Annotated in this window: 16 protein-coding genes; 13 read left to right on the plus strand and 3 right to left on the minus strand. The window is 59.5% G+C overall.

All coding sequences use genetic code 11. From position 1 onward, the window contains the following. The first annotated feature begins 10 nt into the window (after positions 1–10). The 8 genes from G502_RS0112415 (at position 11) to G502_RS0112450 (ending at position 8183) form a co-directional block, all read left to right on the plus strand. Complete coding sequence (locus tag G502_RS0112415) at positions 11–1537, plus strand: NADH-quinone oxidoreductase subunit M (protein ID WP_026989426.1); 1527 nt, start codon at positions 11–13, stop codon at positions 1535–1537. Between the two features lie 12 nt (positions 1538–1549). Further along, entirely contained in the window at positions 1550–3001 is a 1452-nt protein-coding gene (gene nuoN / locus G502_RS0112420; RefSeq protein WP_022728999.1) for an NADH-quinone oxidoreductase subunit NuoN, read from the plus strand. Beyond that, entirely contained in the window at positions 2998–3768 is a 771-nt protein-coding gene (locus G502_RS0112425) for a biotin--[acetyl-CoA-carboxylase] ligase (RefSeq protein ID WP_022729000.1), read from the plus strand. Before nuoN ends, G502_RS0112425 begins: the two co-directional genes overlap by 4 nt. A 3-nt stretch (positions 3769–3771) precedes the next feature. Then, positions 3772–4551 (plus strand): type III pantothenate kinase, encoded by a 780-nt coding sequence (locus G502_RS0112430; protein ID WP_022729001.1) that lies wholly within the window; start codon positions 3772–3774, stop codon positions 4549–4551. Next, positions 4548–6242: a ribonuclease J gene (locus tag G502_RS0112435; protein ID WP_022729002.1), complete on the plus strand. Its 1695-nt coding sequence runs from the start codon at positions 4548–4550 to the stop codon at positions 6240–6242. The genes G502_RS0112430 and G502_RS0112435 overlap by 4 nt, the downstream gene beginning before the upstream one ends. Before the next feature lie 59 nt (positions 6243–6301). Next, positions 6302–6706, plus strand: coding sequence for a methylmalonyl-CoA epimerase (gene mce, locus G502_RS0112440; RefSeq protein WP_022729003.1), 405 nt, complete (start codon positions 6302–6304; stop codon positions 6704–6706). A 64-nt stretch (positions 6707–6770) separates the two neighbouring features. Next, positions 6771–7025 carry a DUF1467 family protein gene (locus G502_RS0112445; protein WP_022729004.1) on the plus strand — a complete coding sequence of 85 codons (255 nt, stop codon included), beginning with the start codon at positions 6771–6773 and terminating at the stop codon, positions 7023–7025. A gap of 27 nt (positions 7026–7052) precedes the next feature. Then, positions 7053–8183, plus strand: a complete 1131-nt coding sequence (locus tag G502_RS0112450) for an alanine racemase (protein ID WP_022729005.1) — start codon at positions 7053–7055, stop codon at positions 8181–8183. 416 nt (positions 8184–8599) lie between these two features. Here G502_RS0112450 and G502_RS0112455 read toward each other — a convergent pair whose 3' ends face one another. After that, on the minus strand, positions 8600–9889 hold the full coding sequence (locus tag G502_RS0112455) for an NCS2 family permease (RefSeq protein WP_022729006.1): 1290 nt from the start codon (positions 9887–9889) through the stop codon (positions 8600–8602). A gap of 142 nt (positions 9890–10031) precedes the next feature. Here G502_RS0112455 and G502_RS0112460 point away from each other — a divergent pair, with 142 nt between their 5' ends. The 3 genes from G502_RS0112460 (at position 10032) to G502_RS0112470 (ending at position 12168) form a co-directional block, all read left to right on the plus strand. Continuing rightward, the gene (locus G502_RS0112460; RefSeq protein ID WP_022729007.1) at positions 10032–10436 is read left to right on the plus strand and encodes a hypothetical protein; all 405 of its coding nucleotides are present in this window, start codon (positions 10032–10034) and stop codon (positions 10434–10436) included. Positions 10437–10534: 98 nt separating this feature from the next. Continuing rightward, complete coding sequence (locus G502_RS0112465; protein WP_022729008.1) at positions 10535–11086, plus strand: PAS domain-containing protein; 552 nt, start codon at positions 10535–10537, stop codon at positions 11084–11086. A 122-nt stretch (positions 11087–11208) separates the two neighbouring features. Then, positions 11209–12168: a calcium/sodium antiporter gene (locus tag G502_RS0112470; RefSeq protein WP_022729009.1), complete on the plus strand. Its 960-nt coding sequence runs from the start codon at positions 11209–11211 to the stop codon at positions 12166–12168. Positions 12169–12170: 2 nt separating this feature from the next. Here the strand turns inward: G502_RS0112470 and hpaI are convergent, their stop codons facing one another. After that, positions 12171–12953: a 4-hydroxy-2-oxoheptanedioate aldolase gene (gene hpaI, locus G502_RS0112475; protein ID WP_022729010.1), complete on the minus strand. Its 783-nt coding sequence runs from the start codon at positions 12951–12953 to the stop codon at positions 12171–12173. 142 nt (positions 12954–13095) lie between these two features. Next, positions 13096–13746 (minus strand): TMEM175 family protein, encoded by a 651-nt coding sequence (locus G502_RS20050; RefSeq protein WP_081649789.1) that lies wholly within the window; start codon positions 13744–13746, stop codon positions 13096–13098. Between the two features lie 143 nt (positions 13747–13889). On the opposite strand from G502_RS20050, the gene G502_RS20055 reads away from it, so the two are divergent. Both G502_RS20055 and G502_RS0112490 read left to right on the plus strand, forming a co-directional pair. Next, positions 13890–14438 (plus strand): YybH family protein, encoded by a 549-nt coding sequence (locus G502_RS20055; RefSeq protein WP_022729012.1) that lies wholly within the window; start codon positions 13890–13892, stop codon positions 14436–14438. Positions 14439–14694: 256 nt separating this feature from the next. Continuing rightward, complete coding sequence (locus G502_RS0112490; RefSeq protein ID WP_022729013.1) at positions 14695–15882, plus strand: EAL domain-containing response regulator; 1188 nt, start codon at positions 14695–14697, stop codon at positions 15880–15882. The last annotated feature ends 362 nt before the right edge of the window (positions 15883–16244 follow it).

Consider the following 16244-nt stretch of genomic DNA (forward strand, 5'->3'; position numbering starts at 1 on the left):
ACGACCTATGATGAGTTCCTGGCCTCTCCTGTCCCTGGTTACCTTCCTGCCGCTGGTGGGTGCAGCCTTCATTTTCGCGGCACGCGGAGATGATGCCGTCGTTGCGCGCAATGCCCGCTATGTCGCGCTCTGGACCTCGTTGATCACCTTCGTGTTGTCGCTGTTCATCTGGTTCGGTTTTGAACGCGGCACGGCCGAATTCCAGTTCGTGGAAAAGGCCGAGTGGATTCCCTCGCTCGGGCTCACCTATCACATGGGCCTGGACGGTATCTCCATGCCCTTCGTGCTGCTGGCGACCCTGCTGACGCCGCTTTGCGTGCTGGCTAGCTGGGATTCCATCCAGACGCGTGTGAAGGAATACATGATCGCCTTCCTCGTGCTGGAAACTCTGATGGTGGGGATGTTCTGCGCGCTGGATTTCATCGCTTTCTATATCTTCTTCGAGGGCGTGCTGATCCCGATGTTCCTGATCATCGGGGTGTGGGGCGGCGCCCGGCGCGTCTATGCGGCCTTCAAGTTCTTCCTCTATACCCTGGCCGGCTCCGTCCTGATGCTGCTGGCCATCCTGACCATGTATTTCACCTCGGGCACAACGGACATTCCAAGCCTGATGGAGTACGGTTTCGATCCCGCGCTGCAGACATGGCTGTGGCTTGCCTTCCTGGCCTCCTTCGCCGTGAAGGTACCGATGTGGCCGGTCCACACCTGGCTGCCGGATGCCCACGTGGAAGCGCCGACCGCAGGGTCGGTCATCCTGGCCGGTGTGCTGTTGAAGATGGGCGCTTACGGTTTCCTGCGCTTTTCGGTGCCCATGCTGCCCCAGGCGACGGAATTCTTTGCGCCGTTGATCTTCGCGCTGTCGGTGATTGCCATTATCTACACCTCGCTGGTGGCGCTGGCGCAGACGGACATGAAGAAGCTGATCGCTTATTCTTCGGTCGCGCACATGGGCTACGTTACCGCGGGCATCTTCACCCTGAACCAGCAGGGGATGGAGGGCGCCATCTACCAGATGCTGAGTCACGGCATCGTCTCGGCCGCCCTGTTCCTCTGTGTCGGCGTGGTCTATGACCGCCTGCACACGCGTGAGATTGCGCGCTATGGCGGGCTGGCCAGCAACATGCCGCGCTATGCCCTGGTCTTCATGATCTTCATGCTGGCCTCCGTCGGCTTGCCGGGCACCAGTGGTTTCGTGGGCGAGTTCCTGGTCATCATGGGGGCATTCCAGCTTTCCAGTTGGCTGGGTCTGCTCGTTGCAACCGGCATGGTGCTTGGAGCGACCTACATGCTGGTGCTCTACCGCCGCGTCATCTTCGGCCAGTTGACCAAGGACGACCTGAAGGGCCTGCTGGACATCAGTTGGCGGGAGAAGGCGGTTTTCGCACCGCTGCTGATCCTGGCCATCCTGTTCGGTGTCTACCCCATGCCGGTCCTGGATGTGATGTCCGCCTCGGTGGAGAACCTTATCGATAACTATCAGCTGGCGCTTGGCGAGGGAGGATCCTCTTCCTTTGCCTGGAACCTGATTTCGCGCTAGGGGGCACGGAACGTGAATATCGGACACGACATTCTTACCGCTCTGCCGGAAATCTTCCTGGCCTGCAGCGCCATTGCCCTGCTGATGCTGGGCGTCTTCCGTGGCGAGGGCTCTACGCGGCTGGTCATGACCCTCTCGGTCACGGCCATCATCGTGACGCTTGGCCTTCTGCTGATGGGGCCGACGCGCAATACCTCCGCCTTCAATGACCTCTTCGCCAACGACGGCTTCGGCGATTTCATGAAGATGCTGGTGCTCATCGGCGCCGCATTGACCATGGTGATGGCACAGCGCTACATCGAACGCGAACAGATGGCGCGCTTCGAACTGCCGGTCCTGCTGCTGTTCTCCACGGTCGGCATGCTGATGATGATTTCGGCCAACGACCTGATCGCCCTTTACATGGGCGTGGAGCTGCAGAGCCTGGCGCTCTATGTCGTGGCCGCAATTCGCCGCGATACCCTGCGTTCCTCGGAAGCCGGCCTGAAGTATTTCGTCCTGGGCTCGCTGTCGTCCGGCATGCTGCTCTATGGCCTGTCGATGATCTATGGCTTCACGGGCACGACGAATTTCACGGCCCTGGCCGAGCTCTTCGCGAATGGCGGTGAGGTATCCCTGGGCCTGACGGTCGGGCTGGTTTTCCTGGCCGCCGGCCTGGCCTTCAAGATTTCCGCCGTGCCGTTCCACATGTGGACACCCGACGTTTACGAGGGCGCTCCCACCGCCATTACGGCCTTCTTTGCCGTTGCACCCAAGATCGCGGGACTGGCGCTGTTCGTGCGCGTGCTGATGGGGCCCTTTGGGGATCTGGTGGATCAGTGGCAGCAGATCATCGTCTTCATTGCCGTGGCTTCGATGATTGTCGGTGCCCTGGCGGCCATCAGCCAGAAGAACATCAAGCGCCTGATGGCCTATAGCTCCATCGGTAACATGGGCTACGCCCTGGTCGGCCTGGCAGCCGGCACCCCGGAGGGCATTCGTGCGGTGGCCGTCTACATGGCGATCTACCTCTTCATGAACGTGGGAACCTTCGCCGTGATCCTCTGCATGCGGGTGAATGATCGCATGGTCGAGCGCATCGACGACCTGAAGGGGCTCAGCCGCACCAATCCGCTGATCGCCTTGGCGCTTGCCATCTTCATGTTTTCCATGGCCGGCATCCCGCCGCTGGCCGGTTTCTTCGGAAAACTTTACGTTTTCCTGGCGGCCGTGGAATCGGGCCTTTATATCCTGGCCGTGATCGGCGTCCTGACCAGCGTGATCTCCGCATTCTATTACCTGCGCATCATCAAGGTCATGTACTTTGACGAGCCTTCAGAGGCCTTCGATCAGCCCATCGGACGCGAAATGGCCGTTGTGTTGACAGCGACAAGCGTGATTGTCCTGCTGTTCTTCGTGATGCCTTCGCCCATTCTCGAAAGCGCCGCCGCCGCGGCCGAGGCCTTCTTCCCGGCCGGACCATGACGGACAGGGACGCGGAACGTCCGGTTCGCCTGCCACCAGCCTACAGGCTGGTCCAGCTTTCAGCGGTCGACTCCACCATGGACGAGGCCAGGCGACTGGCCGAAGCAGGCGCCGAAGATGGAACCCTGGTTTGGGCAGAAGAGCAGTTGAAAGGCCGTGGCCGACAGGGCCGGGACTGGAACAGCCCCTCTGGAAACCTCTATCTCTCGTTGGTCCTGCGTCCTGAATGCGAGCCTTCCGAGGCTGTCCAACTGGGCTTCGTGACAGCCTTGGCGATCGGTGATGCCATTGGCGCGGTCTCTCCGCCGGTCAACGTAACCTACAAGTGGCCGAACGACGTCCTGCTCAACAACGGCAAGGTTGCCGGTATCCTGCTGGAAACCCGCTCTCGTGCCGATGGAGGGATCGACCACCTGATCCTGGGCTGTGGGATCAATCTGGCCAGTGCGCCGCTCGATACGCCCTATCGCGCAACCTGCCTGCACAACGAGGGCGCGGGACAGGTGGATGAGATCGAGATGTTGGAGGCCTTCGGGCGCCACATGCTGACCTGGACCAGCCGTTGGCTTGACAATGGCTTTGCTGCGGTGCGAAGTCGTTGGCTGCAGCATGCCGAACGCAAGGGCGAACGCATCGAGGTGCGCCTGCCGTCGGAGACGCTATCGGGCGTGTTCGAGGATATCGACTCGAATGGCTATCTTCTTCTGATGCTTGATGATGGAACTCGGCGGCGTATTTCCAGTGGAGACGTCTTTCCTGCAGGATAAGCCATGCTACTGACCATAGATTCGGGAAACACCAATGCCGTTTTCGCCCTGTTCGAGAGGGAACGCCTGGTGGCCCAGTGGCGCTGTTCGTCGAATGCACGCCGCACGGCTGACGAGTATGCGGTGTGGCTGACGCAGTTGATGGCGTTGAAGGGGATCAAGCCCGCTGATGTGGAAGGCTGCATCATTTCCAACGTGGTGCCGGCCGCCAGCCGTGAGTTGAATCGCCTGGTCTCCAACTATTTTGATTGCAGCGCCATTTCCGTGGAAGAAGCGGTTGCAGACTACAATATTCCCATAAGGATTTCGCGTCCGGAACAAGTGGGTGCGGACCGTCTGGCCAACGCCGTTTCAGCTCATGAAATCTATGGTGGTGCGCTGATTGTGGTGGACTTCGGAACGGCGACGACCTTTGACATGATCGATCCCGATGGTGGCTACAGCGGCGGGATCATTGCACCAGGAATCAATCTTTCCATGGATGCCCTCTACAATGCCGCGGCTCGACTGCCGCGCATTGCGGTGGAGAAGCCCGAGGCGGTGATCGGGGACGACACTGTTTCCGCCATGCAGTCCGGCGTGTTCTGGGGATACATCGGCCTGATCGAAGGGCTCGTCTCGCGTATTCAGCAGGAAAAGGACCAGGCGCATACGGTCATTGGAACCGGCGGCCTGGCCCCTCTGTTCCACGAGACCACCGATGCGATCCATCACGTTAATCACGACCTGACGGTCATCGGTTTGAGAATGCTCTATCACACTTACAGGAAGGCGCGCGCGTGACCAAGAAACGCAAGACTTCCCCGGGCATCCACACGCCGGGTGACGACGAACTGCTGTTCCTGCCTCTGGGTGGCACGGGCGAGATCGGCATGAACATGAATCTCTATGGGCATGCCGGACAGTGGCTGATGATCGACCTGGGCGTGGCCTTTGGAGAGCATGACCTGCCGGGTATCGAAGTGGTCATGCCCGATCCGGATTTCATTGTCGAGCGTGCCAGCAGCCTGGCGGGCCTGGTGCTGACCCATGCGCACGAGGACCATATTGGCGCGGTCAGCTATCTCTGGCCACGCTTGCGCTGCCCTGTCTATGCAACGCCCTTCACCGCGGCCCTGTTGCGCCGGAAGTTTGCCGACGACAAGGCGACGGACGTGCCGGAGATCATCGAGGTGCCGCTGTCGGGGCAGTTCCGGGTCGGCCCCTTTGACGTGGAGCTCGTCACCCTGACCCACTCCATCCCCGAGCCCAATGCCGTGATCCTGCGCTCTGCCTGCGGCACCGTTCTGCACACGGGCGACTGGAAGCTGGATCCCGATCCACTGGTCGGAGACAACTACGACAAGCAACGCCTGATCGCCCTGGCTGACGAGAATGTGCAGGCCATGATCTGCGATTCCACGAATGCCATGGTCGAGGGGGATTCTGGTTCGGAACTGGATGTCCGCGCTGGGCTGGAGCGCGAGATTGCCGGTTTGAAGGGGCGGGTGGCTGTCGCCTGCTTCGCCAGCAACGTGGCCCGCCTTGAAACGGTGATGCATGTGGCCGAAACCCATGGGCGCCGTGTGGCACTGGTCGGGCGCTCGATGCACCGGATCATTGCCTCGGCCCGCGAAGCCGGATATCTGCAGAACATGCCGGCCCTTATCGATGTGCGGGATATCGACTACCTGCCGCGCGAGGAGGTGCTGCTGCTCTGTACCGGCTCACAGGGAGAACCGCGCGCGGCGCTCTGGCGCATCGCCAACGGGGATCACCAGGACGTGGAATTGCAGGAAGGGGACAGCGTCGTCTTCTCGTCACGAGTCATTCCAGGCAATGAGAAGTCCATTCTGGCGCTCTACAACCTGCTTTCGGACAGGGGCATCAACCTGATCACGGCCGATGTGAAGCGGGATATCCACGTCTCCGGCCATCCCTGTCGCGACGAACTTTCACAGATGTACCAGTGGGTGCGGCCCCGCGTGGCGGTCCCGGTTCATGGTGAGCCGCGCCATCTGGCGGCGCATGCCGCTCTGGCCCATGACTGCCAGGTGCCCGAAATCATCGATACACGGAATGGCGCCATGGTGCGCCTGGTCCCCGGACCTGCGGAAGTGATCGACCATGTCCATAGCGGCCGCCTGGTTCTGGATGGTTCTGTGCTGCGGGAATTGGAAAGTCCCGTGCTGCGCATGCGCAAGCGGATGGTCTTCAACGGCTCCGCAGTGCTGACGCTTGTGGTGGACGATACGGGCGATCTGGCTGCCGATCCTGTTCTTTCGGCCAGCGGCCTGTTCGATATGGATAAGGAGCCGCAGATCGAAGACGATGTCCTGGATGCCGTGGAGGATGCGTTGCATCGTCTCAGTCGCCAGGATCGTGGTGACGACGATGCCGTTGGGGAAGCCGCGCGCGTGGCCGCGCGCCGGGCTTTGTCACGGATTCTCGGCAAGAAGCCGATCGTCGAGGTTCAGGTGATCCGCCTGGACTGATCCGGTGGAATGCGTTTTCCTGACGGTACGGCAAGGGACGACAAGGAAGGACGAACGGGATGATCGGGCGATTGAACCATGTGGCCATTGCGGTGCCGGACCTGGACGCCGCTGCAGCCAGCTATCGCGACACCCTGGGGGCTCAGGTCTCGCAACCGCTGGACCAACCCGATCATGGGGTGACGGTGGTTTTCGTCGAGTTGCCCAACACCAAGATCGAACTGCTGCATCCCTTGGGCGAGGAGTCGCCCATTGCCAATTTTCTGCAGAAATCACCTGCGGGTGGAATCCATCATATCTGCTACGAGGTGGATGATATCCTTGCCGCCCGCGACCGGCTGGTTTCGCAGGGCGCGCGTGTGCTGGGGGATGGCGAACCGAAGACCGGTGCGCATGGCAAGCCGGTTCTGTTCCTTCATCCCAAGGATTTCTTCGGAACCCTGATCGAGCTGGAGCAGGTCTGATATCCATGACTGTTATGCGGGCCCTTTGCGATCGCGACCCTGTCCAAGGCGTGGAAAACGGGCGATGAACTGGTTTACCGGTTTGATGGTCTATATCGTGGTCTGGTGGCTGGTGCTCTTCACCGTGTTGCCCTGGGGTGTAAAACGCAGTGAGAACCCGGAACCCGGCCATGAAGCCGGTGCACCGGAAAATCCCATGCTGGGTCGCAAGGCGATTGCAACGACGCTTATCAGCGCGGTCATCTGGTTGATCATCTATTTCGTGATCGAAGCCGATGTGATTTCCTTCCGCGACTTGGCGCCTGATATCTATTCTTGAGGCGATACGCCATCGGCTGGAAGACTCATGCATCTCGAAGATCTCAAGACTCCAAACCTGTTGTTGAATGAGGCTGTCCTGCGCCGCAATTGCGAGCGTATGTCCCAGCGCATGAAGCAGGCGGACCTTACCCTGCGACCCCACATGAAAACCGCCAAGTCGAGCGATGTGGCGCGCCTAGCAACAGCAGGCCATAGCGGTGCAATCACGGTCTCGACACTGGACGAAGCAAGGTATTTCTCGCAGGCCGGCATCCACGACATTCTATATGCCGTCGGCATGATTCCCGCTCGTGCAGAGGAGGTGAGCGCACTGCAAGCCAAGGGCACAAGGGTGCTGATGGTAACCGACAGTATCGACGCGGTTACCGGCCTGGCTGAACAGGCACGGCGCCTTGGAGCGCACTTTCCGCTGCTGATCGAAATTGACAGCGGCGGTAAGCGTGCCGGTTTGCTGCCGGATGGGCCTGAGCTTCTGGACCTGGCCCGGGCGATCCATGCTGCCCCCGAACTTGAGCTGAAGGGGGTGATGACCCATGCCGGTCATTCCTATCAGGTCCAGGGGATCGCCCGATTGCGGGCAGTGGCGGAGCAGGAACGTGCGGCGATTGTGCATGCAGCGGAAAGGCTACGTGATTCCGGCCTGCCCTGTGACATTGTCAGCGCAGGCTCCACCCCCACGGCTGTTGCCGCCGAGAGGCTGGACGGGCTGACGGAGATGCGTCCGGGGGTCTATGTCTTCAATGATCTTGACCAGCTGGGCATCGGCAGCTGCCAGTGGGAGGACCTGGCCTTATCCGTCCTGTGCAGTGTGATCGGGCATAACCACCATACCGGAACCCTGTTGGTCGATGCCGGCGGGCTGGCGCTGTCCAAGGATGTCAGTGCACAGCACTTTCTGAAGGATGTCGGCTATGGCTGGGTGTCCGATCTGGAGGGGGAACTGCTCGAGGGCCTGTACGTCAAGTCTGTGCACCAGGAGCACGGACTTCTGTGTCAGGCTGCCGGGAATCTGGATTTCACGCGCTTTCCAATCGGCACGAAGCTGAGGATCTGGCCAAACCACGCCTGCATGACTGCGGCGGCCTATCCGGGCTATGCGGTGCACCAGGCAGACGGAGCCGTGACCGGTCAGTGGCCGAGAACCAACGGCTGGTAGGGCGCCTGAACTCTGTCACTTTCCGGATACGGGATGCTTGGACTGGGCGGATCCTTGCGCCGCTGTTCGGATAGCCTCAAACCTGCCGCAGATAGACCGTGGAACAGGCCTCGAACTGCGCGCTCATGGTCGAAGCGTGTGAGAAAAACAAAGGCAGGTTCGCTTTCGCGACCTGCCTGTAGGGATACGGGCTTTCAGCCTCTTAATCTTGTTCTCTTGCCCGTTTTCTTCTCGGGGAAAATCGGGCGGCGTTCCTCCGCAGACTTGGTATCCACGCACCCTTGCGTGAACGATCGTGAAAATAATGGAAAGAAATCGCGGAGTCATCACAATTTTATGCTGCGCTGCGGTATAACGCGAATAAGAAAGAACGGCCGCGCGCAGCAAACGGGCCGTTCTTCTTGTGCTGGTCCTCCTTAGAGGAAGGCAAACTTGATCGCGAAGAGGATGGCGATCAGGTAAACCGCGACCGGGCACTGCGCCGGACGTCCGGAGAGCAGCTTGATGACTGCATAGGAAATGAAGCCGATACCGATGCCGTCGGCGATGGAATAGGTGAACGGCATGGCGATGGCCGTGATGACCGCTGGCGTCGATTCCGTGACATCCGTCCAGTCCAGTTCGGCAAGGCCGCGGGCCATGATGCAGGCCACATAGAGCAGGGCCGGTGCCGTCGCGTAGGACGGGATGGTATAAGCCAGCGGCGAGATGAAGAGGCACAGCAGGAACAAGAGTGCCACCACGACGGCCGTCAGCCCGGTGCGCCCGCCTTGCTGGATACCTGCGGCGCTCTCGATGTAGCAGGTGGTGGTCGAGGTTCCGAGCAGGGAGCCTGCCACCGAGGCCGAGGAGTCCGACAGCAGGGCCTGACGCAGGCGCGGCAGACGACCGTTTTCATCCAGCAGGCCGCCGCGATGCGCCACGCCTACCAGAGTGCCGGCGGTATCGAAGAGGTCGACCAGAAGGAAGGTGAAGACGATGGTCACCAGACCGATCTGCAGGGCGCCGGCGATATCCAGTTGCATAAATGTCGGTGCCGGGTTGGGCGGCAGGTCGAGGAAGCCTTCGAACTCTGAAATGCCAAGGCCGACACCGATTGCAGTGACCAGCAGGATGCCGATAATGACGGAGCCTGGAATGCGGTGGACGTCCAGTGCGACCATGACGAAGAAGCCGAACAGGGCCAGAATGGCCGGCCAAGCTGTCAGGTCTCCCAGTGTGATCAGGGTGGCCTCGCTGGCCACGACGATTCCGGCGTTCTGCATGGCGATGATGGCCAGGAATAGGCCGATGCCGGCCGAGATCGCCATCTTCAGACTGCGCGGTATGGCATTGATGATCCATTCACGCACGGGCAGCAGGGACAGGATCAGGAAGAGGACGCCTGACAGGAAGACAGCGCCCAGGGCGACCTGCCACTCGTAACCCATGCCGAGGACGACGCCATAGGTGAAATAGGCGTTCAGTCCCATGCCCGGCGCCAGGGCGATGGGATAGTTGGCATAGAGTCCCATGATCAGTGTGCCGATGGCAGCCGCCACGCAGGTGGCGACGAAGACGGCGCCGAAATCCATCCCCGTTTCCGACAGGATAGCCGGATTGACGAAGGTGATGTAGGCCATGGTCAGGAAGGTGGTGAAGCCGGCCAGTACCTCTGTACGAACGGTCGTGCCGTGTTCGGCCAGCTTGAAATAGGATTGCAGCATCTTGCCCCCTTTCTGCAGACCTGCCGCACGTGGCTGCCACGGCAGCAGGGTCCTTAAGTCTAAGACGCCGGGAAAGTGTCTTCCCCCTTCTCTCCAGCGTCTTTCCCCTTGCCGGAAAACGCGCCTAAGCTATCCTCTCAGCATGGTAAAAGGCTACAGCTTATTTCTCATCGCGGCTTCCCTGGCGCTTCCCCTCTCTGTGGCAGCGGAAAGCAGGAAAGTCACGATCTCCCATGCAGACTGCCGCCTGTTACAGCCCTATCAACCGGACAGCGGGCAAAACCCGGATTACGAACCGGGCGTCGATGTGGAAGGGAATGCCGTGGCACCGGCCGATCTAGGCGGAGGCGGCCGATTCGACCTGCCGGAGCAGTTCACCTTCCCATTGGAAATAACGCCCTTTCCCGACAGTGCCTTTTCTTCTTCTGCCATCCGCTTGGGTGAGATTCGAGTCGACAAGGATGGGGCAGCCTATTGGAATGGAGAGCCTCTGACAGGCAGGGATCGCTATCTGGTGGCGACGGAATGCCTGGAAAATTCCAGGTAGGCAGTGTAATCCAACTGCCCGCTGAGATTGTTGATGCATTTTCTGCTGCATGGGCTATTCTCCCTCAACCATAGGGTGGGGAAAGGCTGGAGGAAGCGGTGCTGCAGGCAAAGGAAGTTGCGCTTACCGAGAACGATTTTCCGGACCTGTACCGGATTTTCGCCTATTGGCGGAGCCTGGCTCCAGGTGGTGGACTTCCGCTCAAGAAAGACCTGGATCCCCTTGAGCTGCGCGAGTGGCTTGACTGGATTTTCCTGATCGGAGTTGCGCGAAACGAGCAGGGCGCACTGGATTTCAATTTTCGCCTGGTTGGCGAAGGTGTCACGGCTATCCATCATACGCGTTTGAAGGGCAAGCGTCCGCAAGACCTGAATCCTCCTCAGTTCGGACGCATGCTGTACCGTCATTACTGCGAGACTGTCGAACGTGGGGAGCCGCTGGTTCACTGGCTTGCCGGCTGGGAAAAAAGCAAGGCGCCCGAGTACTACCGGATCCTTCTGCCGCTTGGCGACGAGGGAGGAAAGATCGGCTATCTACTGGCCGCGGACCATCATCCGCCCAGCCTGCGGCAGCTTTCTGAAGCCTATTTCCGTGAAGCCCAACGAGGTTACCAGGATTCAGCAAAGCTCCTGGAGTTTCGCTACCATTAGAGGTGCTTTATCCTGCCGCCGAGGCCGTGGCAATCACCTGTTTGTGGCCACTTGTTTTGCGAAGGGGGCCTCCCATTTGATGGCCTCGTGTTCCTCATCAGGCAAGTGCTGACGGTATCATCATGTCATGGCTGTTTCTTCTGGCGGGACTGGTTCTGTTGCTTCTGGGCGGAGAACTGCTGGTTCGCGGTGCCGTTGCGAGCGCCACGCGGCTGGGCATCTCTCCCATGCTGATTGGTATAACCCTGGTGGGCTTCGGTACCTCCACGCCGGAATTGCTGACCAGCGTCAATGCGGCCCTTGCCGGCTCTCCCGGCATCGCCGTGGGCAATGTTGTGGGCTCGAACATCGCGAACATACTGCTGATTCTGGGCATTTCCGCGTTGCTGGCCCCCTTGCTGGTGGACCCGGCCGCGCTCAAGCGCGATGGGGCCATGTTGCTGGTCACCAGCCTGGCGGCCTGCCTTTTGGTGCTGTCAGGCGAGGTCACCGCGGTCATGGGGGCCGGAATGATCGCGGTCCTGGTGGCATATGTTGTCTGGTGCTATCTGCAGGAACGCCGCAGCCAGGATGCCGGGGCGCGCATGCACAGGCATGAGGCCGAAGCCTTCGTGCCTGCAGGCACGCCTCCCCTATGGCGAAGTCTGGGGGTGGCGCTGGCCGGGCTGGCGTCTACGCTTGCCGGTGCCAAGCTGCTGGTTTCCGGTGCCATTGAACTTGCGGCGGTTGCCGGTCTTTCGGAAACACTGATTGGCCTGACCATTGTGGCGGTGGGCACGTCGCTGCCGGAATTGGTGACCTCGGTCATGGCTGCACTGCGCCGCCAGACGGATGTGGCTTTCGGCAACATCGTGGGCTCCAACATCTTCAACCTGCTGGGCATTCTGGGCGTGACCGCCCTGGTCGAGGACATTCCTATACCGCAGGAGATATTGGGTCTCGATCTCTGGGTCATGCTGGCGGCGACCCTGCTGCTGCTTCTTGCCGCCTGGAGCGGCCGCCGGCTGTCGCGTCTGGAGGGCGGCATCTTCCTGGGCGGCTACCTGCTCTATCTCACAGTGCTTGTCGTCAGCAACAGTTAGTCTCAGCGCTTCAGGTCGGGCAGCCCTTCCCGAAAATGGCGGCTGAGCGCGCTGGCTTGACGGTGCAGCAGGCCGATATCTCCGCCCACGGCCACGAACAGGGCCCCTTCCTTCAGGCACTGCCAGGCCATCTCCTGCTCAGGGGCCAGTATGCCTGGTGCCTTGCCGGCGGCCAGGATACGAGCAAAGGCATGCGATATGGCCTGGCGGACGTCAGGATGGCCGGCATCGCCCAGATGGCCCAGACTTGCGGAGAGATCGGCAGGTCCGATGAAGACACCCTCTACGCCTTCGGTGGCGGCGATGGCATCAATGTTGTCGAGCCCCTTTACGGTTTCCACCTGGACCAGAAGGCAGAGGCCCTCATCAGCCGTGGTTGCATAGTCGGGTACGGTGCTGAAGCGCGATGCCCTTGCAAAGGCACTGCCCACGCCCCGCTGGCCGCGGGGTGGGTATTGGGTGGCGGCCACAAGCTCCCGGGCCTGTTCGGCCGTTTCGACCATGGGGATCAGCAGGGTCTGTGCACCGATATCCAGCATCTGCTTGATCAGATGCGTCTGGCCCACCGGTGGCCGGACGATGGGATGTACCGGATAGGGTGCAAGGGCCTGCAGCTGCTGCAGGATGGAGCGAACATCGTTGGGCGAATGCTCCGCGTCGATCAGAAGCCAGTCAAAGCCTGTACCGGCACAGACCTCGGCGGCATAGGAATCGGCCAGCGACATCCAAAGCCCGATCTGTGGCTGTTTCTGTCTCAGGGCCGTTTTGAAACTGTTATCCTGCATGTTCGCCCCCAGTTTATGGTCAAGGATCACTCAGGCTGCCGTGTTCAGGCCAGCCTGTCATCCACAATGCCTGCCTCGACAGGCTTTGCTGGTGGTCCGGTTAACGGCTTATGATAGAAGTTCGAGTCTGCTGTGAAAGGTTCTAGCTGTTCTCGAGTCTCGTTCGGATCATGCTGCGGGAAAGGTATCCATAGGGAATCAGCAGGAACCAGGCGTAGAGCGCAAGGTTTTCAAGGAACAAGGCGCAGAGGACGGAAATCAAGCCGACCAGTGCGCCGCCCAGCAATCGGATGCGGATGATGCGAACCAGACGATGCCTGTCCGGGTCCTGCTTGAGAAGCGGCAATGCAGAGGAAAGCATGGCGATCAGCAGGCACCAACTGATCATGAGGATTCCGGAAAACGCGATAATGGAGCCGCTGTCGGCATCGAAGATGACGAGGTTGTTCAGGCTCCAGGGTGTCAGAGTCACACTCGCCAGGAACAGCAGGTTCAGAATATAAAGGCCAGGCGTTTCGCCAGGCATCTGGTCCGTCACCAGGTGATGGAGGCGCCAGAGGTTTCCGACGATGAAAAAGCAGATGAAATAACCTTCCAGTGTGCCGCTGTTCTGGTACAGCGCGGTGAGGAAGCCGTTGTTCCCGGCCGCCTCCGGCAGCTTGAGTTCCAGAGCCAGCAAAGTCAGCACGATGGCGAAAATGCCATCGGAAAGGGTTTCGATCCTCGCCAAGGAAGGTGTGAAGCGGCCAAGCGACAAATCAGCCCCCTGTTGTTCCCTTACCACGGATGACATGCTCCTTTGAGCAGTCACTTTACGTTTATGCAAGCTTTCGGTGTGTATAAAGTTTTTGCAATAAGGGATTGCGCGCCGCACCTGCTTTGATCAGCAGGTGAAGTGCAGACAGGTCAAATTCACAGCATGAATGGGAGGATACCTTGTTTCATCGCCTTCTATACGGTTCTGGCAAAGTTATCTGTCTGCTGTCGATTATGGTGGTGCTGCTGTTTGCCGGCAGCTTGTCGACCGTTGCCGCTGCGGACGGGACAAGCAACCAGGCTCAGGAGGACCGGAAAGCGATCAACCAATTGATGGAGCAATTCTACAAGGGCTTCTCGGAGAAGGATGCCGAGATGCTGGATGGCCTCTACACTGATGATGCCGACTGGACCAATGCCTTCGGGCATGAGGAGACAGGCAATGATGCGATCATCAAGTATTTGCGGGGCCTGTTTGCGGATTCATCCTTTGCTGCAGGTAAAATCATTTCTGCGCCTGATATCACGGTGCTGCCGATCAACGAAGACGCCGTGATGGTAAAGACCTTCGTGAAGATCAAGGGACAGGAAACCATAAAAGGGAAGGTTCTGCCTGTACGTCACACCTATTCCATGAAGGTGCTTGCACGCCAGCCTGATGGTACATGGTTGATCAAGGCAGACATGTATATGGATGCACGCAGCGAGGTGACTTATCAGCAGGAATAAGCTTACCGAAATTGCTGAAGGAAGGCACAAGAGGTGTTGGCAGGCTGACAGTGTCGTGCTGTTCGCCGGAGGGTGTCAGGGTCCTTTTGCGGAAAAAAAGCGGAAGAAGGAAGTTTTCCTGAGTGATTGAACTAATTGTCGTAGAAGGAAAATATTGAAGTGATTTCTTCAATTCCGAAGATGCTACTTCTGAGGAAAGCGCGTAAGGTGAACGCTATCTGGAAATCATGGAAAAGGCAGGGAACAGTTCGGGGTCATGGTGGTGATTGACGCATCCAGCGTGCTGGTGGTGGATGACCAGGAGGAGGTCTGTAACCTTGCTGTTCAGCAGTTGGAAAGAATCGGCCTGAGGGCCGAGGGTGTCTGCACGAAAGCAGAACTGGCATCGGCCCTGGACCAGGCGCATCCGGATTTTCTGCTGCTGGACCTGTCGCTTGGCGATAGCGATGCTGTCGAGATTTTCCAGATGCTCAGCCAGCGCAGCTTTATCGGAAGAACCATCCTGATGAGTGGGCACGGCGCACCGGTTCTGGAGCACGCCCGGCGAATCGGCCAGCGCAGCGGCATCATGATCGGTGGAATCTTGCGAAAGCCTTTCCGTCAGCAGGATCTGCGCGATTTGCTTTCCAGCAAACCGGCACCGGCGCGCAGCGATGAAACCGAAGCAACTTCCAGCGGTGAGCCCGCTCTGTTGCAGGAGGCATTGCGCGGCCAGTGGCTGGAATTCTGGTACCAGCCCAAGATCGATCTTGAGACACTTGACGTGGTCGGAGCCGAAAGCCTGGCGCGCATTCGTCATCCGGAACGCGGCGTCCTTGCGCCGGCCGTCTTCCTGCCAGAGGCTGGAACGGATGCGTTGCATGCCTTGACCCTGCAGGCTGTGGAAGAAGCCTTTGCCATGGGACCTCGCTTGGACGGGCTGTTGTCAAATCCCCGCATCTCCATCAACCTGGCCGGGCGCACACTTCAGCATCCGGCCTTGCTGGACCAGCTGAAGGGAATCCGTGATCTGGCTGAATCGCCAACGCAGCTGATCCTGGAGATTACAGAGAGTGACTTGATCGAGGATGCGGAAGCGGCCCAGGAATTTGCCATGCGGGCCGTGCTGCACGGCTTTGCCGTTTCGATCGATGACTTCGGCAGCGGCTATTCCACCTTCGAGCGCTTGCGCCATATTCCCTTTTCGGAATTGAAGCTGGAGCGCAGCGTGGTCAATGGCTGTGCCCGGGACCGACAGTTGCGCAGCATCTGTCAGGCTGCCGCCCAACTGGGGCATGATTTCGAAGCCGAGGTCGTGGGCGAAGGCGTGGAAGAGGCCGATGACCTGGAGGTCTTGCGCGAACTGGGTTTTGACCTGGTTCAAGGTTTTTACTTTGCACGTCCCATGCCGGCAGACGACTTTCTGGCCTATGTTAGGGACAGCCAGAACAGGGAGGTGCCATGACACTCGCCGACTTCCATGAGCGCAATAACTCTCAGACCATATCAAGGGCCAGAGACGGGCTGCATCCGAACAACAAGGTGCGCGGCGCTTGATCGAATAGCTGCACTTCGCGGGATCAACGGTCCTATACTTCGAAGTCGCGGCATATTGAGATCTTCATGACACTGCAATGCACGGCAACCTCAGTAGCTGTCGTTTGTGCAGTGATGGTGGCCCAAGTAAGGGGAAATGCGGCTCATTTCGAAGCTTTCTGGTGGTTGGCTGGAGAGCGTTGAAGCTCCCTTGTGATTCCGCTTAATTGAACTTTTTTCAGATAGACACTTGTCAGTAGCGGATATTGCGAGAAAATATTACCTCATAGG

The organism is Fodinicurvata sediminis DSM 21159 (assembly GCF_000420625.1).
Lineage (GTDB): Bacteria > Pseudomonadota > Alphaproteobacteria > Kiloniellales > DSM-21159 > Fodinicurvata > Fodinicurvata sediminis.